This is a genomic window from Clostridium beijerinckii (assembly GCA_003129525.1).
GTDB lineage: Bacteria > Bacillota > Clostridia > Clostridiales > Clostridiaceae > Clostridium > Clostridium beijerinckii_D.
Genome location: CP029329.1, coordinates 3,606,677 through 3,626,708, shown reverse-complemented (window position 1 = coordinate 3,626,708; position 20,032 = coordinate 3,606,677). Strand labels below are relative to the sequence as shown.

Sequence of the window (20,032 nt, the reverse complement as noted above, 5' to 3'; positions counted from 1 at the left end):
TTAGCTGCATATATTATATATTGTATTGTTTAAAATTTAATCACAAATTTGAGATATATTAAAATGAATGCTATGGAGGAATAAAAATGAATTTAAAAGAAAAAATACGAGTAATAGATAATTTCCCTAAAGAAGGAATTAGTTTTAAAGACATAACAACATTAATATCTGATGGAGAAGCATTGAAGGAAGCTATTGATCAAATCATAAATCACATAAAGGACAAGAAAATTGATTTGATAGTAGGACCAGAAGCAAGAGGTTTTATTTTCGGCGTTCCTGTAGCATATGCTTTAGGGATAGGATTTATTCCTGTAAGAAAGCCAGGGAAATTGCCTGGGGAGACTATTTCAATTAATTATGGATTAGAATATGGAGAAGACCAACTTCAAATTCATAAAGATGCTATTAAACCTGGTCAAAGAGTTGCAATTGTAGATGATTTATTAGCAACAGGAGGCACTGTAGAAGGTGTTGTTAAGTTAATAGAGCAAGTAGGTGGAGAAGTTGCATCGCTAGATTTTGTAATAGAATTAACAGAACTTAATGGAAAAGATAAACTTAAAGGTTACGATGTATTATCATTAGTTAAATATGATGTTTAATTTAAATAATATTTTTTGATTTTTGGATGATTATTTTTATGTGACCTTATGAAACTTAATTTGTAAGGTTAGTATTTCTTTTAAATATTTTAGGTAGATTCGAATGCCTTATTGAAAATAATTCTAAAATATTATATAATTATTAGAAAATAAGGCTGGTTATTAAACCAGCCTTTGAATTTATTTTTTAACGAATTAATATAGAAGGAGAGCAATCCTTATGGTTGATAAATTATTGGAGACAATCCATAACAATTGTAATAATGTTGATGTTGATATGGTAAAAAAAGCATATCATTTTGCTGAAGAAGCTCATAAGGAACAAAAAAGAGAATCAGGTGAACCTTATATCATTCATCCAATAGCAGTAGCTGAAATTTTAGCTGACTTAGGCATGGACACAAATACTATTGTAGCTGGATTACTACATGATGTAATAGAAGATACAGATTTTTCTTATGATGAAACAGTTTCACTTTTTAATGCAGAGATAGCCAATCTTGTGGAAGGTGTTACTAAACTTACTAAACTTGGAGAAATGGAATATAAAACTAAAGAAGAACAGCAAGCAGATAATGTTAGAAAAATGTTACTTGCTATGGCAAAGGATATTAGGGTAATAATAATAAAATTAGCAGATAGATTACATAATATGAGAACCCTTAAATTTATGCCAGCTAAAAAACAAAAAAATAAGGCGAAAGAAACATTAGATATTTATGCTCCTTTAGCTCATAGATTAGGTATGTCTAAAATTAAATGGGAACTTGAAGATTTATGTTTTAGATATTTACATGAAAAAGAATATTATGATTTAGTAGATAGCATTGCAGAAAAAAGGATTGAAAGAGAAGCTTATATAAAAGAAGTAGTAAAAGATTTAAATGAAAAGCTTGAAGCATCAGGGATAAAGTCAGAAATTGATGGAAGACCAAAACATTTTTATAGTATTTATAAAAAAATGGTGAGTAAGAATAAAAGTATAGAGGAAATTTTTGATTTAACAGCTATTAGAGTTTTAGTTGACTCAGTTAAAGATTGCTATGGAGTACTGGGCATAGTCCATACTATATATAGACCGATTCCTGGACGATTTAAGGATTATATTGCCATGCCTAAGCCCAATATGTATCAATCACTACATACTACTGTAATTGGACCACAAGGTAAAACCTTTGAAATTCAAATAAGAACTTTTGAAATGCATAAGACAGCAGAATATGGAATTGCCGCACATTGGAAGTATAAAGAGGGCGATACTGGAAATCCAGAACAAGATAAACCAAAAGATTTTGAAAAGAAACTTGTATGGCTTAGAGATATGTTGGAATGGCAAAAAGAAACATCAGATGCAGAAGAATTTATAGAAGGCTTTAAAATAGATTTGTTTTCAGATGAAGTGTTTGTATTTACTCCTAAAGGAGTTGTAATAAATTTATGTAGTAAAGCTACACCCATAGATTTTGCGTATAGAATACATACGGATATTGGGAATAAGTGCGTAGGAGCTAAGGTTAATGGTAAAATAGTGCCTCTCGATTATACTCTTAAAACTGGAGAAATTGTTGAAATATTAACTTCTCCTAATGCAAAGGGCCCTAATATGGATTGGTTAAATATTGCAAAAAGTAATCAATCTAAAAGTAAAATAAAACTTTGGTTTAAAAAGGCTAAAAAGGAAGAAAACATAGTAAAGGGTAAGGAACTTCTTGAAAGAGAATTAAAGAAGCAAAGTGTTAATTATGTAGATATTGCAAAAGGTGAAATTTATGATAAATTAATGAAACGATATAATATCCATTCAATGGATGATTTATATGCTTTACTTGGTATTGGCGGATTTTCTGTATCAACCCTTATTTCAAGGCTTAAAGAAGATAACGGATTAATAAATAAAGATAAAGAAAAAGAGAATAAAGAAATTTTAAATAAAGCAATTGAAGAACAAATTGCAAAATCATCAAGGCAACCAGAACCAAATAGTTATGGAATAACTGTTAAGGGTGAAAGTAATCTAATGGTTAGATTTGCTAAATGCTGTAGTCCTGTGCCTGGAGATGATATTCTGGGATACATTACTAAAGGCAGGGGTGTATCAGTACATAGAAAAGATTGTAGTAATTTGCAAAACCTTATAGATACTGATGGAGAGAGAGTTATAGAAGTTAACTGGGGATCATCAAAAGGTACAGCTTATTTTGCTGAAATTCAAGTTCAAGCAGATGATAGAGAAGGATTACTTGCAGATGTTATGAGCGTTATAACAGAACTTAAGTTGCAATTAAATGCAGTAAATGCAAATTTGTCAAAACAGGGATCCGCATTAATTAATGTAAAATTAAAGATTACATCAGTAGATAGTCTAAAAGATTTAATGAAAAGACTAAAGAAATTAAAAGGTGTAGCAGATGTATATAGAGTTAATAGCTAACTTAGGTATACTGACTTGTTATTTTTTTGAATATGCTTTAGAAAGGTGATATAACATGAGAGCAGTGGTGCAAAGAGTGACCTCATCTAGTGTTTCTGTTAATGAAAATATAATTGGGGAAATCGGAATAGGTTTTAATGTATTAATAGGAATATCTAAAGACGATACTGTAGAAGATTTAAATTATATAAAGGACAAGATTATTAATTTAAGAGTGTTTCATGATGAAAATGATAAAATGAATTTATCACTATTAGATATTAAAGGTGAAATACTCGTCATATCTCAATTTACTTTATATGGAGATTGCAGAAAAGGTAGAAGGCCAAATTTTATGGAAGCTCAAAGTGGAGAAGAAGCAAATAAGCTTTATAAAGAATTCTTAAAACTTCTTAAAACATCTGACTTAAAAGTTGAAAGTGGAGAATTTGGTGCAGATATGAAAGTTCAAATTAATAATGATGGCCCTGTCACAATACTATTAGATAGTAAAAGAAATTTTTAGACGTATGGAAGAAATAATAAGTCAATATACTAGCATGCTAACTTACTATTTCTGTAATATGCCTTAAGGAGGAATTAAATTTGATTATAAAATCGTTTATAGCAGGAATGTATGAAGAAAACTGCTATTTAGTAATGGATGAAGATACTAAAGAACTTGCTATTATAGATCCGGGTGGAAATCCCAACAAAATTGAAAAAGAAATTAAATCTTTAGATGCAAAACCAAAGTTTATTCTTCTAACCCATGGACATATGGATCATGTAGGTGGAGTAGTTGAATTAGTTGATAAATTTAATATTCCATTTTACATAAATGAAATAGAAGAAAAATATATAAAAAATGATAGTTCTGTATTTGGGTCATTACCTAAGGCTTCAGGATATTTGAAAGAAGGAGACACTTTAAATTTAGGTAGTAATGTAATAAAAGTTATTGAAACCCCAGGTCATACAGCAGGAGGAATTTGTTTCTTAATAGGAGATAAACTTTTTACAGGAGACACACTATTTCAAGGATCTGTTGGAAGAAGTGATTTTCCAGGTGGAGATGGTATGCAGCTTATAAAGAATATAAAAGAAAAATTACTTCCACTAGGAGATAATATTGAGGTTTATGCAGGTCATGGACCATCATCCACTATAGGATATGAAAAAAGAAGAAATCCATATTTATAATTGACAATGTACAATTGTAAATTATGGCGCAAATATCTGTGATATTTGTTCTAATTACATTTTTAAGAAATCTTCTTTAGAAGATTTCATCATTAATTGCTAATTGTACATTGTTAATTGTCAATTGATTTAAGGAGCAATAATGGAAATTAAGATTAATTTGAATAATTTAAAATTTAGATATGAGGTATATCAATTATTTAATGTATACTTCCCAATGAAGGAAATAAAATTTTTAGAAAAAGAAGAAGCAGAGAAAGATACTAATTCTTTAAAAAAAGAAGAAACGGTGAAAGATAATATGTCTTTTGAAAAAGACGAAGCTGTGTATATTTTTTATATTGATGAGGAAATTTTAAGATTTGAATATAAAGATTATTGCAAAGAAGAATCTTTAGGAGAAGATATTAAAAATTCTCTTAGAAGGTTTCTTTTTCTGTGTCTAAAGGATATAACAAATGATATATATCCTTGGGGGATTTTAATTGGAATTAGACCTTCTAAAATAGCATTAAAACTAATTAAAGAAGGAAATACTGAAGAAGAAGTTGTAAAAATATTTAAAGAGAGATATTTAGCACATGAAGACAAAGCAAAATTATGTATAGATGTGGCAAAAGCTGAAGAAAGAATAGTAAATAAAGATAAAAATAATATTGCTATTTATATTGGAATGGCATTTTGTCCAACTAAATGTCTTTATTGTTCGTTTACGTCTAATCCTATAGGCGTTCATAAAAAAATGGTAATGCCATATTTAGAAGCATTAATAAAGGAAATAAAAGGTATTAGCAGATATGTTAAGGAAAAAAACCTTAATATTGAATCTGTATACTTTGGTGGAGGTACTCCAACAGCAGTTAATGATAAAGAATTCATGATGTTAATGACAGAAATCTATAATAGTTTTATTAAAAATAATAATGTTAAAGAGTTCACAGTTGAATGTGGTAGACCAGATACTTTAACTAAAAATAAATTACAAACTATGAAAGATTGTAGTGTAGATAGAATAAGTATTAATCCACAAACTATGAATGATAAAACCTTAAAATTAATAGGAAGAACTCATTCTGCAGAAGATATTAAAGAAAAGTTTAAAATGGCAAGAGAGCTTGGTTTTGATGATATTAATATGGATATAATAATAGGGCTTCCAGGTGAGACCCATGAAGATATGATAAATACTAAAAATGAATTAATAAAATTAAAACCAGATAGTATTACGGTACATGGATTAGCCCTAAAAAGAGGGTCTAGGATGTATGAAGAGTTTATTCTTAAAAAAGGTATAGAAATGACATCTCAAGAAGAAATTATTAAAATGTATGAAGAAAGCAGAAGTTTAGCGGAAAATTTAGGTCTTTCACCATATTATATGTATAGACAAAAAAATATGGTTGGAAATTTGGAGAATTTAGGGTATGCTAAAGAAGGTAAAGAATGCATTTATAACATTCAAATGATTGAAGAAAGACAAACAACAATTGCATTAGGAGCAGCTGCTGTAAGTAAAGTAATATTTTTAGAAGAAGACAGACTTGAAAGATTTCCAAACTTAAAGGATCTTCACGAATATGTATCAAGAATTGATGAAATGATTGAAAGAAAGAAGAATTTACTGGATACTTTATATTAGTAACTAGTGACTTTATATATTAAGTTATTAAATTAATGAAAGATTGACGTTGTACATTGACAATTGTTAATTATTAATTGAAATTGACTTTATGCATAAAAAGGAGGAAATAAAATGGCAATGGAAATGCAAGCACCTAAAGGTACAAAAGATATGTTACCACAAGATGCATACAAGTGGCAGTATATAGAAAGCGTATTTAGAGATGTTGCTAAAACTTATGGAATTAGAGAAGTTAGAACTCCAATGTTCGAACATACAGATTTATTTTTAAGAGGAGTTGGGGATACAACTGATATAGTTCAAAAAGAAATGTATACTTTTAATGACAAAGGTGATAGAAGTATAACATTAAAGCCAGAAGGAACAGCTTCTGTAGTTAGAGCTTTTATAGAAAGTAGACTATTTAATGAAGCACAACCTACGAAGTTATATTATATAACACCAGCTTTTAGATATGAAAATGTTCAAAAGGGAAGACTTAGACAATTCCATCAATGCGGATTAGAAGTTTTCGGATCTAAAGAACCTTCAATGGATGCAGAGGTTATAGCAGTAGCTATGGATACCTTGAAAAAATTGGGCTTAAAGAGCTTAAGCTTAAACATAAATAATTTGGGCTGTCCGAATTGTAGACCAAAGTATAATGAAGCTTTAAAGAAATTTTTGGCAGAAAATTATGATGGTCTTTGTGATCTTTGTAAAACAAGATTTGAAAAAAATCCTATGAGAATTTTAGATTGTAAGGAAAAAAAGTGTCATGAAATTACAAAAGATGCACCAATAATTTTAGATTATATGTGTGAAGAGTGTGATACTCATTTTACGAAGGTTAAAGAATATTTAGATATTTTAGGAATTTCTTATGAAATAGATCCAGGCATAGTTAGAGGATTGGATTATTATACAAAAACTATATTTGAAATATTAACTTCAGATTTCACTGTTTGTGGTGGAGGAAGATATGATAAACTAATAGAAGAACTTGGTGGACCTGATATGCCAGCAGTTGGCTTTGGTATGGGAATTGAAAGATTAATTATGACTTTGGAAAAAGAAGGTATAGAAATACCAAAAGAAAACCTATTTGATTTATATATTGGAGCTAGAGGTGAGGAAGGAAGCAAATATGCTTTCAAATTAGCTAGTAGCTTAAGAACCTTAGGGGTTAAATGTGAAACAAACCATATGGGTAGAAGTATAAAGGCTGAAATGAAATTTGCAAATAAATTAGGTGTAGCTTTTACTACTATCTTAGGTGAAGATGAATTAACAAGTAAAAGAGTTAATTTAAAGAGAATGAGCGATGGTGAAATTTTTGAAGTTTCGTTAGAAAACTTAGAGGAAATAGCTAAAATAGTAAAATAAAATATCAATTGACATAAGTTGTTAGGAGGAAATTTAGTAATGGGTGAGTCTTTAAATGGATTAAAGCGTACAATGATGTGTGGAGAACCTAGAGAAGAACATGTGGGTAAAAAAATTACTTTAATGGGATGGGTTCAAAGAAATAGAAAACTTGGAGGACTTGAATTTATCGATTTAAGAGATAAAACAGGTATAATGCAAGTAGTTTTTGGTGAAGAAATCAATGGAGAAGCTTTTGAAAAAGCAAAAGCAGTTAGACCTGAATATTGCGTAGCAGTAACAGGAGAAGTTGTTAAAAGAGAAAGCATTAATGAAAACATGCCAACTGGGTTTGTTGAATTAAAGTGTGAAGAGATAAAGATTCTTTCTGAATCAGAAACTCCACCAATATATATTAAAGAAAATTTAGATGCAGCTGAAAACATTAGATTAAAATATAGATATTTAGATTTAAGAAGACCAGATATGCAAAAAATATTTATTACTAGAAGTAAAACAACAAAAGCTATTCGTGATTATTTAGAAGCTAATGATTTCTTAGATGTTGAAACACCAATATTAAATAAGAGTACACCAGAAGGAGCTAGAGATTATTTAGTACCTTCAAGAAATTATCCTGGTATGTTTTATGCTCTTCCACAATCACCACAATTATTCAAACAATTATTGATGGTATCTGGATTTGACAAGTACTATCAAATTGCTAAATGCTTTAGAGATGAAGATTTAAGAGCTAATAGGCAACCAGAATTTACTCAAATAGATATGGAATTAAGCTTTGTAGAGCAAGATGACATAATGGCAGTAAATGAAGGATTAATATCTCATGTATTTAAAGAAGTTGCAGGCGTTGATGTTAAGCTTCCAATTAAGAGAATGACATTTAAAGATGCAATGGAGAAATATGGATCAGATAAACCAGATGTCAGATTCGGTATGGAAATAACTGATTTAACTGAAGTTGTTAAAGATGTAGAATTACCAATGTTTAAGGATGCTATAGCAAATGGCGGATCTGTAAGAGCTCTATGCTTAAAAGGTGGAGCAGATATGGGTAGAAAGCCTTTAGATAAATTAGGAGAATTTGTTAAGACTTATAAAGCTAAGGGTCTTGCTTGGATTCAACTTAAAGAAGATGGTGTTAAATCATCAATAGCTAAATTCTTAACTGAGGATGCAACAAATTCTATAGTAAAAACTATGAATGCTGAAACTGGAGATGCAGTACTTATTGTAGCAGATAAGAATTCAGTAGTATTCCAAAGCTTAGGAGCTTTAAGATTAGAATTATCTAAACAATTTGATTTAATAAAAGATAAAAATGAATTTAACTTTACATGGGTTACTGAATTCCCATTATTTGAATATAGTGAAGAAGAAGGAAGATACATGGCTTGTCACCATCCGTTTACAGCACCAATGGATGAGGATTTAGACTTTATTGAATCTGATCCAGGAATTGTACGTTCTAAAGCTTATGACTTAGTATTAAATGGAGAAGAATTAGGTGGAGGATCTATAAGAATTCATGATATGGAACTTCAAGAAAGAATGCTTAAGGCACTTGGATTTACACAGGAAGATGCATGGGCAAAATTTGGATTTTTATTACAAGCATTAAAATTTGGACCACCACCACATGGCGGTTTGGCATTTGGATTAGATAGAATGATAATGTTCTTAGCTGGAACAGAAAACATAAGAGACGTTATTGCATTCCCTAAAAACCAAAATGCATATTGCTATTTAAGCGAAGCACCAAATGTAACTGATGAGAAACAATTAATCGAACTTGGAATTGGAATACTTCCAAAAGAAGATAAAAAAGACGCAGAATAAAGTGATTCTTAGATTCAGGTAAACTTACGATAAAAAGATTCTCGTATAATGATGAAAATTATTGTATGAGGATCTTTTTTTATTAACGCACGATTTGAAATCAACGACTTATAAAACATCTATAAAGATTTATAAAATATAGAAATGCCATAGGCATTTCATATACAATTGTTAACTGTTAATTACTAACTGTTAACTGAAAAAGATTGGGGGAGCAAAAATGTTAGGAACAATAGTTAATGCATTAGCCATAATAGGTGGATGCTTAATAGGGCTAATTGTAAAAGGAAGATTAACGGAAAAGATAAGTTCAACTATAATGAATGGATTGGCTTTATGTGTATTATACATAGGTATATCTGGAGCACTTAAAGGAAATGATACTCTGCAAATGATAATTTGTATAGCAATAGGTGCATTAATTGGTGAAATTATTGATATCGACAAGAGACTAAATAATTTAGGTGATATTATAGAGAAAAAAATAAATAGCAAAAGAAGTAGTAGTTCAAATGAGAAGATTTCTATATCAGAAGGATTTGTTACTTCGAGTTTATTATTTTGTGTTGGAGCAATGGCAGTGGTTGGATCTCTTGAAAGTGGACTTCAAGGAAATCACGCAACCCTTTTTGCTAAATCTATACTAGATGGAGTATCTTCAATAATATTTGCATCATCGCTTGGCATAGGAGTAATATTGTCTTCAATTGCAGTACTAGTTTATCAAGGACTTATAACACTTCTTGCAGGTGGTCTTTCGACAGTTTTAAATGATACTGTAATTTCTAATATGTCAGCAGTCGGCAGTCTTTTGATTATAGGACTTGGATTTAATATGCTTGGGATAAGTAAAATTAAAGTTGCTAATTTACTTCCTGCTATATTTATACCTATTATATTTGGATTATTTTAGGAATATGAAAGAATACAATTCTAAAGATTTATTATGTGAGTAAAAAATATTAAACTAAAAATATATAGCCAAAAATTAATATAACAATTATAATTAGGAAGTATACTATTATTTATAATAGGCGTAACTTAAGGGGGCATAAGATGAAAAAAGTAAAAATAGCACTACTAGGATTGGGGAATGTTGGTCGTGGTGTTTGGATGATTTTAAATTCCAATAAAGAAGAAATTATGAAAAGATGCGGATATGAGGTAGAAGTGACAAAAGTTCTTGTAAGAGATAAGAACAAGCCAAGAGGAGTAGAGATTCCAAATGAATTTGTAACTACGGATTTTAATGAAATATTAGAAGATGATAGCATTAAAATTGTTGTTGAAGTTATGGGTGGAATTGAGCCAGCTAGAGAATATATGATTAAATGCATGGATAAGAAAAAACATATAGTGACTGCAAATAAAATGTTACTTGCAACTGGTGGCGATGAGCTTTTTGAAAAGGCTGATGAAGAAGGAATAATGTTTAATTATGAAGCAAGTGTAGCTGGAGGAATTCCAATTATAAAGGGAATAGATGAAAGCTTAACTGCTAATAAAATAGAAACTCTTTATGGTATTGTAAATGGTACAACTAATTATATTTTAGGTAAAATGGAGCTTGAAGATGCTGACTTTGATGATGCGTTAAAGGAGGCTCAAGAAAAGGGTTATGCAGAAGCAGATCCTACATCGGATATTGAAGGATATGATGCTCAATATAAATTAGCAATACTTGCATCATTAGCTTTTGGATCAAAAATAGATATGAAAAATATCTATAGAGAAGGTATTACGAGTATTGAAGCTGTTGATATGAAGTATGCTAAAGAATTTAAAATGGGAATTAAATTACTTGCAATTGCAAAAGAAATTAATGGTAAGATAGAACTTAGAGTTCATCCTACAATGATTCCTAAGAAACATCCGCTTGCAAATGTTTATGATTCATATAATGCAGTATTTATAAAAGGAAATGCAGTTGGAGATGTAATGTTCTATGGAAGAGGAGCAGGAGATCTTCCAACAGGTAGCGCTGTAGTAAGTGATATTGTTTCTATTGTAAGAAGTAATGTTGATACAGAAAATCCTAATCCAGTAGTAAAGAATAACCTATGGAAAAGAGAAATTTTAGATATGGGTGATGTTGAATGTAAATTCTACATAAGAGCTACTGTATTAGATGAATCAGGAGTGCTTGGAGAAATAACAGCAATACTTGGAAGGCATAATGTAAGTATCCGTTCAGTAATACAAAAAGGTGATGAGGAAGAGGGGCAAGTGACAATTGTTCTAGTTACTCATAGAACAAATGAAGCTCAAATTAATAGTGCAATCAAAGAAATTAAAAAATTAAAGTCAGTTGATAAAATAGATAACATAATAAGAATTGAAGATTTTAAATAGGTCATATAATTTAAATTCAATATTCTAAATATTACATTAAGGGGCTGTTGCACAATGAATAAAAATTCATTATACACAGTCCCTTTTGCATAATTTATATGAAATAATATATATTTCATATAAATATCTTTAATAAATAACCGTTTTGCAACAGCCCCTTTTTATATTATTTATATAAAATTTCAATCTATAAAGTTATAATTAGTGAAAGAGTAATTAAATAAATTTACCAATAAATACTAGACAAGTATACCTTTACAATGTATAATGTAAACATAATACAAAATAAATGCTGAGAGAAGATAGAGTCAAGCATAAAAATTATGGTGAGTTTTCACCTTGTTTTAGCTTGGCTTTTTTTGCATGAGCAGGGAGAGGAGTGATGCAAAAATAATTAGAATATGGTACTAAAATTACAAAAAGTAACATACAATTAAGTAAAATAAGAAAAAGGGGAGAGATTTATTATGTCAATTTTTACCGCAGAACTAATAGGTACAATGATACTTGTTCTTTTAGGAGATGGCGTTGTTGCAAACGTTGTCTTAAAAAATTCAAAGGGATCTGGATCAGGCTGGATAGTTATTACAACTGGTTGGGCTTTTGCAGTAGCAATTCCAGCACTTATGTTTGGTTCTTATAGTGGAGGTCATTTTAATCCAGCATTAACAATTGCACTTGCAGTTATAGGGAATGTATCTTGGAGTGTAGTTCCTACTTATATAGCAGGACAAATGATTGGTGGCTTTATAGGAGCAATTTTAGTATACGTTATGTATTATGATCAATTTAGAACTTCTGATAATGCAGGGGACAAGCTTGGAGTATTCGCTACAGGACCAGCTGTAAGAAATATCGGAATTAATTTTACATGTGAGGTTATAGCAACATTTATGTTGGTTTTTGGAATTTTAGCAATGGGAGCACAAGCTACAGCTCCAGGTATTGGTGTATTGTTCGTAGGACTTTTAATTTGGGTATTAGGTCTAAGTTTAGGTGGGCCAACAGGGTATGCACTTAATCCAGCTAGAGATTTATCACCAAGAATTGCACATGCATTATTGCCTATACCAGGTAAGGGTGGTTCTGATTGGGGATATTCATGGGTTCCAGTTGTTGCTCCTATAGTAGGTGGAACAATCGGTGCATTATTATTTAAAATGATTTTTTAGTGATAAAGTATTATAATATAAAAACTTTAATAAGCTAAATAATTTTAAATTGACAAAATAATATGAATGTGAAATACTTGGTTTAAACAAAAAAATAACAACAAGGGAGTTCATATGAATATTAAACAATTATTAGAAGAGAATCCAGTTATAGCCGCAGTAAAAAATGAAGAACAATTAGACTTAGCTTTGGAATCAGCTGCTGAAATTATTTTTGTTTTATTTGGAGATCTTATGAGCATTAAAGAGATAAGCGAAAAAATAGAGTCTAAGAATAAAATAGGAATAATTCACATAGACTTAGTTGACGGTTTTGCTAATAAAGAAATCGTTATCAGGTTTTTAAAAGATCAAACAAAATTTAAAGGTATTATTAGTACAAAATCTCAAATAGTAAAAGCTGCTAAAAAATATAATTTAATTGCAATTCAAAGAGTTTTTATCTTTGATACACTTTCATTAAACAGTGTGAAAAATCACATGTTATCAGAATGTGACGCATTAGAAATATTACCAGGATTAATTCCTAAGGTACTAGGTATCATTTCAAAGGAACTAAAAAAACCAATAGTTGCTGGTGGATTAATTGAAACTAAAGAAGAGGTAATGCATGCATTATCTTCAGGAGCAACATGTATATCTACAACAAAAAAAGAGATTTGGGACATGTAGGCAATAGAGAATTAGAGAATATAGCCGCATAAAACAAACTTTACTTATAGTATGATTTACTACTAAGTAAAGTTCGAACTTAAGAATGCAAATGAGGCAGAAGCATTTGAAGTATGGAAGTTTTATGTGGCTATAATTATTGCTTTAATCTTTACCTATAGAGTGTTAAGTTTCTAAGTGTGATATTTATTAAATCTTATAAATAAAAAAAATAATTAATTAAGAAAGCGTAGGTGTTTATTTTATGAAAAAATATATATTAGCATTAGATCAAGGAACTACAAGTTCAAGAGCAATAATTTTTGATAAAGAACAAAATATACTTGGAGTAAGTCAAAAAGAATTTACTCAAATTTATCCAAATCAAGGATGGGTTGAACACAATCCATTAGAAATATGGTCAACTCAATATGGAGTTTTGCAAGAAGTAATGGCAAAGTGCAATGTAACTCAAGACGAAATAGCTGGTATAGGAATTACAAATCAAAGAGAAACAACAGTAGTTTGGGATAAAAACACTGGTGAACCAGTATATAATGCAATAGTATGGCAATGTAGAAGAACAGCTGCTATAGTAGAAGAACTTAAAAAAGATGAAGAATTTGGAGACTATGTTAAAGAAAATACAGGTTTATTATTAGATGCATATTTTTCAGGAACTAAGATAAAATGGATTTTAGATAATGTAGAGGGTGCACGAGAAAGAGCAGAAAAAGGTGAATTATTATTTGGTACAATTGATACTTGGTTAGTATGGAAACTTACAAGTGGTAAAGTGCATGTAACCGATTATACAAATGCATCTAGAACAATGCTTTATAATATAGAAGAATTAAAATGGGATGAAAGAATTATAGAAAAGCTTAATATTCCAAAGTCAATGTTACCTGAAGTTAAAAATTCATCAGAAGTTTATGGATATACAAATCTTGGAGGCACAGGGGGAGTTAGAGTTCCAATAGCTGGTATGGCAGGAGATCAACAATGTGCATTATTCGGACAAACTTGTTTTGAAGCTGGTAGTGTTAAAAACACTTATGGAACAGGTTGTTTCTTACTTATGAATACAGGAGAAAAAATGATTCACAGTAAAAACGGATTAGTAACAACTATTGCAGTTGGTATAGATGGAAAAGTTCAATATGCGTTAGAAGGTTCGGTATTTGTTGGTGGTGCTGTTATTCAATGGATTAGAGATGAGCTTGAATTAGTTAATGATGCAGCAGATACAGAATATTTTGCTAAAAAAGTAGAAGATAATGGTGGTGTATATATTGTTCCAGCATTTGTTGGACTTGGAGCTCCATATTGGGATATGTATGCAAGAGGAGCTATCTTTGGTTTAACAAGAGGTGCTAATAGAAATCATATAATCAGAGCAGCCCTAGAATCTATAGCATATCAATCAAAAGATCTTATTGATGCAATGCAAGAAGATTCAGGATGCAAACTTACAAGTCTTAGAGTTGATGGTGGAGCTAGTAGAAATAATCTATTAATGCAATTCCAAGCAGATATTACAGGAACAGAAGTTGTAAGACCTATAATAACTGAAACAACAGCTCTTGGTGCTGCATATTTAGCAGGATTAGCTGTAGGTTTCTGGGAATCAAAGGAAGAGATTGCTCAAAAATGGTCTGTAAGTCAAGCTTATACTCCAAATTTATCTGAAGATAAGAAAGAAAAATATTATAAAGGTTGGAAGAAAGCTGTAGAAAGAACAAAAGGCTGGGAAGAAGAATAAAAAATATAAAATTATCAAGAAATAGTGGACAAGTATACATTTGTGTTGTATAATATGTATATAATTAAAATATAAATGCTTAGAGAATGTAGAGTCAAGCATAAAAACTTTGGTGGATTTTCACCTTGTTTTTAGCTTGGCTTTTTTTATGCGAATAAGGGGGATATAATATGTATGATGTAGCAATAATTGGAGCTGGAGTCGTTGGAAGTTCTATTTTTAGAGAATTAACTAAATACAATTTAAAGGTTGTTATGTTAGAAAAAGAAAAAGATGTATCAATGGGAAGTAGTAAGGCTAATTCAGCAATAGTTCATGCTGGATATGATCCTAAAGAAGGGAGTTTAATGGCAAAATATAATGTAAAAGGCAATGAACTAATGGAAGATCTTTGCAAAGAATTAAGTGTACCCTTTAAGAAAAATGGATCATTAATAATAGCATTTAATGATGAAGATATGGAAACAGTAAAATCTCTTTATGAAAATGGAACAAAAATAGGAGTAAAGAACTTAGAAGTTTTAACTAAAGAAGAAGTTTTAGAAAAAGAACCAAATCTTAGTGAAGAAATAGTAGGTGCGTTATATGCACCAACTGGTGGTATAGTAGGTCCATTTGAACTTACAATTGCATTAGCTGAAAATGGAGTAGCTAATGGAGGAGAAATTAAATTAGAAAAAGATGTTATTTCAATAGAAAAAAATGATAAATTTAAAATTACTACTAAAGATGGTGAAATTATAGAATCTAAATTTGTTATAAATTCTGCAGGGCTTTATGCAGATAAAGTTCATAATTTAATTTGTAAAGAAAGTTTTAAAATTACTCCAAGAAGTGGAGAATATTTCGTAATGGATAAAAGCCAAGGGAACGTGGTAACTCATACAATATTTCAATGTCCATCTAAATTAGGTAAAGGTATTTTAGTTACACCAACAGTTCATGGAAATTTATTAGTTGGACCAGATGCTATAGATTTAGATGATAAAGAAGATGTAGGAACTACAGGAGATGGATTAAATCAAGTACGCGAAGCTGCAATGCTTACCACTAAAAAAGTTAATTTTAGAGAAGGTATAAGAAACTTTGCAGGACTTAGAGCTACACCAGATACAGGAGATTTTATAGTAGAAGAAAATAGTGAAGTTAAAGGCTTTGTTGATGTTGCAGGAATGAAATCACCAGGATTATCTTCAGCACCAGCTATAGCACTTGACGTTGTAAATATATTAGATAAAGCAGGATGTAAATTAGAGAAAAAAACAAACTTTAAAGCAAAGAGAGAACAAGTTCATTTTATGGAATTGTCACCTAATGAAAAGGCTAGATTAATAAAGCAAAATCCACAGTATGGAAGAATAGTGTGTAGGTGTGAAAACATAACAGAAGGTGAAATTATAGATGCAATAAAGAGAAGCTTTGGAGTACTTTCAATAGATGGAATTAAGAGAAGATGCAGACCAGGAATGGGAAGGTGCCAAGGCGGTTTTTGTGGACCAAGAGTTCAAGAAATAATAGCAAGAGAGTTTAATGTTCCACTTGAAGATGTAGTTCAAGAAAAATCAGGTTCATATATCTTATTAGGAAAAACAAAGTAGAAGGACGGGGTGTTATCATGAGTTATGAATTAATAGTAGTAGGTGGAGGCCCAGCAGGTCTTGCTGCAGCATATGAAGCATATAATAATGGAATTAAAAAAATATTGATTTTAGAAAGAGATAAAGAATTAGGTGGAATATTAAACCAATGTATTCATAATGGTTTTGGACTTCATACTTTTAAAGAAGAACTTACAGGACCAGAGTATGCTGGAAGATTTATTGAAATGATAGAAGACACAAATGTTGAAGTTAAACTTGATACAATGGTTTTGGATATAAAAAAGGATAAAACAGTTCATGCAATAAATTCTGAAGAGGGATATATGGAACTTGAAACTAAGGCTATAATTCTTGCAATGGGTTGTAGAGAAAGAACTAGAGGGGCTATAAATATTCCAGGTGATAGACCATCAGGTGTATTTAATGCAGGTGCGGCACAAAGATATATAAATATAGAGGGCCATATGCCAGGAAAAGAAGTTCTTATTTTAGGATCAGGAGATATTGGACTTATAATGGCTAGAAGAATGACTCTTGAGGGTGCTAAAGTTAAAGCAGTTGTAGAGTTGTGTCCTTACTCAAACGGATTAAATAGAAATATAGTTCAATGTTTAAATGATTATGATATTCCATTATATTTATCACATACTATAGTTGATATTATAGGAAAAGAAAGATTAGAAAAAGTAGTCATAGCAAAAGTAGATGAAAAAAAGCAACCAATAAAAGGTACAGAAATAGAATTTGATGTGGATACACTATTGCTATCTGTTGGATTAATTCCAGAAAATGAATTATCATATAATGCTGGACTTGAACCGGACAGAAGAACTAATGGATTAAGAGTTACTGAAAGTATGGAGACTTCTGTAGATGGAATTTTTGCATGCGGTAATGTTGTTCATGTTCATGATTTAGTTGATTTTGTTACACAAGAGTCAAAACATGCAGGTTTTTCAGCAGCAAAATACATTAAGGGAGAACTTAAAAAAGATAAATATGTAAACATAATTAATGGACAAAATGTTAACTATACAGTACCACAAAGATTAAATATAGAAGCTGTTGATGATAAATTAACTGTATTTATGAGAGTGAATAATATATACCATGATAAAGTGTTGATTGTAAGATGTAATGATGAGGTTATAGCTAAATTTAAAAGAGCACATTTAGCACCGTCAGAAATGGAAAAAGTGATTTTAAATAAGGTGTTATTAGATAAAGTTAAAGGTGATATAACAATATCATTAGAGGATGGTGAATAAAAATGGAAAAAGAATTAATTTGTATATCTTGTCCTAATGGATGTCATTTAAAAGTAGATGCTGAAGCAAATAAGGTAACAGGAAATAAGTGTCCCAAAGGTGTTGAATATGGAATAAACGAAGTTACACACCCTGTTAGGGTAATAACTTCAACAGTTAAAGTTGAAAATGGCGAGATACCAGTAGTTCCTGTAAAAACTAATGCAGCAATTCCAAAGGAACTTAATTTTAAGTGTATGGAAGAAATCAATAAAGTGAAAATAAATGCTCCAGTTAAAATTGGAGATGTTGTAATAGAAAATGTACTTGGAACGGGTGTAGATATTGTTGTTACTAGAAATGTAAAAGAATAAATTTTGTAGGTGTGAATAATAAAGAAAAATATTTTTTTAAAATAATATATGAACCTCTGTATTTGTATAGCCTTACAAATACAGAGGCTTTTTATGTTATAATCTAAACTAAAGAAATAATTTTAATGGAGGCGAAACATGAATAATAAGGAAAATTTAATTAAATTCTTTAAAATATTACTAGGTGTATACATAGTAATAGGATTATTTTTGGTATTAAACAGTGCTTTAGTATTAGATTTAAGTCTTAATGTAGTGACTATTGTAGGTATATTTGTAGTATGTACATTGGGATATGGCTTATTTATAAAAAATAGAAAATATATAATAACATCAGTAATGGTTGCTATAGGATATATTATAGTATTAATTATATGTAGCCCATTAATAAACTACAGTGCACACAGAAATTTAATAGGAAATATAGAAGAAGTTGATTTTTCAAGTCAAATAGAGTATATGGATATAAATCAATTACCTATTATAGACAAGGAACTTGCGGGGAAACTTGCCGATAAAAAATTAGGTGAAATTACAAGCCTTGGTAGTCAAGTAACTGTTGGAGAATTGCATATGCAAAATGTAAATGGACAGCTATGTTATGTAGGACCACTTGAATATTCATCTTTTCTTAAATGGGTTACCAACAGGGAAGGAACAATAGGATATATTAAGGTCAGTGCTACAAATCAAAATGATGTTGAATTAGTTACTAAACTTGATGGACAAGATATTAAGATTAAATATTTAAATTCAGCTTATCTTTTTAGTGATTTAAATAGAGCAACTTATTTTAGAGACATGAAAGCAGGACACACAGATTATACTTTTGAACTAGATGATAGTGGAAGACCTTATTGGGTAATTACCAGATATGATACTGGAGTTGGAATTACTGAAGCAAAGGCTACTGGTGCATTAGTAATGGATGCTCAAACAGGAGAGTCTAATGTATATGATATAAACAATTTGCCAGACTGGATAGATAGAATACAACCAATGAACTATATTAATAGATATATCAATAAATGGGGAGAACTAGTTCATGGAGTTTTAAATTTTGCAGATAAAGATAAATTAAAGTCTACTGATGGAATGAGTATTATTTATGATAAAGATATTTGTTATTATTATACAGGCATAACGTCAGTAGGTAGTGATGAATCACTTGTGGGATTTACTTTAACTAATACTAGAAATGGAGAAACTAAAATGTATAAAACTGCTGGTGCTACAGAAGAAGCTAGCATGAAATCGGCAGAAGGTAAAGTTCAACAATATGGATATACTGCAACATTTCCATATTTAATAAACATACAAAATGAACCAACATATTTTATGACATTAAAGGATTCTAATGGATTAGTTAAGCAATATTCTATGGTAAATGTTGAAAATTATAATACTGTAGGTGTAGGAGATACTCTTCAAGCTACTTTAAATAAATATCTTGAAGGATTGACTAATACAAATATTTCTCTTGAAAGTGGCAATAAACAAGAAATGATAACAGGTGAAGTTGAGAGAATAGGATTGGTAATGAAAGAAGGAACAAGTATTTATGATATTAAGCTTAAAAATAATGAAAATATTTTCTCGGTTTCAACTGAAACATCTAGAGGGGTTGCATTGAGTAAAACTGGAGATACTGTAGAAATGAAATTTATTAAGTCTGGAGATAGTGGATATATTATAATAAACTCATTTGTTAATATATCTATTGGAAATTTAGAATAGCAAAAAGAAGAATAATTAATGAAATAATTAGAATTTAATATTGTAATTTAAAAATGGATGTGATATACT

At 30.0% G+C, this 20,032-nt stretch carries 16 protein-coding genes; all 16 read left to right on the top strand.

Annotated features, from left to right (window positions below; translation table 11 throughout):
- Positions 1-86: 86 nt before the first annotated feature.
- The 16 genes from DIC82_16310 (at position 87) to DIC82_16235 (ending at position 19,963) form a co-directional block, all read left to right on the top strand.
- Entirely contained in the window at positions 87-605 is a 519-nt protein-coding gene (locus tag DIC82_16310; GenBank protein ID AWK52469.1) for an adenine phosphoribosyltransferase, read from the top strand.
- Between the two features lie 220 nt (positions 606-825).
- Complete coding sequence (locus DIC82_16305; GenBank protein AWK52468.1) at positions 826-3,036, top strand: (p)ppGpp synthetase; 2,211 nt, start codon at positions 826-828, stop codon at positions 3,034-3,036.
- 55 nt (positions 3,037-3,091) lie between these two features.
- Positions 3,092-3,541, top strand: coding sequence for a D-tyrosyl-tRNA(Tyr) deacylase (locus tag DIC82_16300; protein AWK52467.1), 450 nt, complete (start codon positions 3,092-3,094; stop codon positions 3,539-3,541).
- An 80-nt stretch (positions 3,542-3,621) separates the two neighbouring features.
- The gene (locus tag DIC82_16295) at positions 3,622-4,218 is read left to right on the top strand and encodes an MBL fold metallo-hydrolase (protein AWK52466.1); all 597 of its coding nucleotides are present in this window, start codon (positions 3,622-3,624) and stop codon (positions 4,216-4,218) included.
- Between the two features lie 142 nt (positions 4,219-4,360).
- Positions 4,361-5,857 carry a coproporphyrinogen dehydrogenase HemZ gene (locus DIC82_16290; GenBank protein ID AWK52465.1) on the top strand — a complete coding sequence of 499 codons (1,497 nt, stop codon included), beginning with the start codon at positions 4,361-4,363 and terminating at the stop codon, positions 5,855-5,857.
- Positions 5,858-5,971: 114 nt separating this feature from the next.
- Positions 5,972-7,225, top strand: a complete 1,254-nt coding sequence (locus DIC82_16285; GenBank protein ID AWK52464.1) for a histidine--tRNA ligase — start codon at positions 5,972-5,974, stop codon at positions 7,223-7,225.
- A gap of 39 nt (positions 7,226-7,264) precedes the next feature.
- Complete coding sequence (locus tag DIC82_16280) at positions 7,265-9,064, top strand: aspartate--tRNA ligase (GenBank protein ID AWK52463.1); 1,800 nt, start codon at positions 7,265-7,267, stop codon at positions 9,062-9,064.
- 220 nt (positions 9,065-9,284) lie between these two features.
- Positions 9,285-9,977, top strand: coding sequence for a DUF554 domain-containing protein (locus DIC82_16275; GenBank protein ID AWK52462.1), 693 nt, complete (start codon positions 9,285-9,287; stop codon positions 9,975-9,977).
- Between the two features lie 143 nt (positions 9,978-10,120).
- The gene (locus tag DIC82_16270) at positions 10,121-11,416 is read left to right on the top strand and encodes a homoserine dehydrogenase (GenBank protein ID AWK52461.1); all 1,296 of its coding nucleotides are present in this window, start codon (positions 10,121-10,123) and stop codon (positions 11,414-11,416) included.
- Between the two features lie 467 nt (positions 11,417-11,883).
- Positions 11,884-12,588 carry an aquaporin gene (locus DIC82_16265; protein AWK52460.1) on the top strand — a complete coding sequence of 235 codons (705 nt, stop codon included), beginning with the start codon at positions 11,884-11,886 and terminating at the stop codon, positions 12,586-12,588.
- Positions 12,589-12,702: 114 nt separating this feature from the next.
- The gene (locus DIC82_16260; protein ID AWK52459.1) at positions 12,703-13,260 is read left to right on the top strand and encodes a glycerol-3-phosphate responsive antiterminator; all 558 of its coding nucleotides are present in this window, start codon (positions 12,703-12,705) and stop codon (positions 13,258-13,260) included.
- A 244-nt stretch (positions 13,261-13,504) separates the two neighbouring features.
- Complete coding sequence (gene glpK, locus DIC82_16255; GenBank protein AWK52458.1) at positions 13,505-15,004, top strand: glycerol kinase; 1,500 nt, start codon at positions 13,505-13,507, stop codon at positions 15,002-15,004.
- 170 nt (positions 15,005-15,174) lie between these two features.
- Complete coding sequence (locus DIC82_16250; protein ID AWK52457.1) at positions 15,175-16,602, top strand: FAD/NAD(P)-binding oxidoreductase; 1,428 nt, start codon at positions 15,175-15,177, stop codon at positions 16,600-16,602.
- A gap of 17 nt (positions 16,603-16,619) precedes the next feature.
- Positions 16,620-17,873, top strand: a complete 1,254-nt coding sequence (locus DIC82_16245) for a pyridine nucleotide-disulfide oxidoreductase (protein AWK52456.1) — start codon at positions 16,620-16,622, stop codon at positions 17,871-17,873.
- A gap of 2 nt (positions 17,874-17,875) precedes the next feature.
- Positions 17,876-18,226 (top strand): molybdopterin oxidoreductase, encoded by a 351-nt coding sequence (locus DIC82_16240; protein ID AWK52455.1) that lies wholly within the window; start codon positions 17,876-17,878, stop codon positions 18,224-18,226.
- 138 nt (positions 18,227-18,364) lie between these two features.
- Positions 18,365-19,963: a cell shape-determining protein gene (locus DIC82_16235; protein ID AWK52454.1), complete on the top strand. Its 1,599-nt coding sequence runs from the start codon at positions 18,365-18,367 to the stop codon at positions 19,961-19,963.
- Positions 19,964-20,032 lie beyond the last annotated feature (69 nt).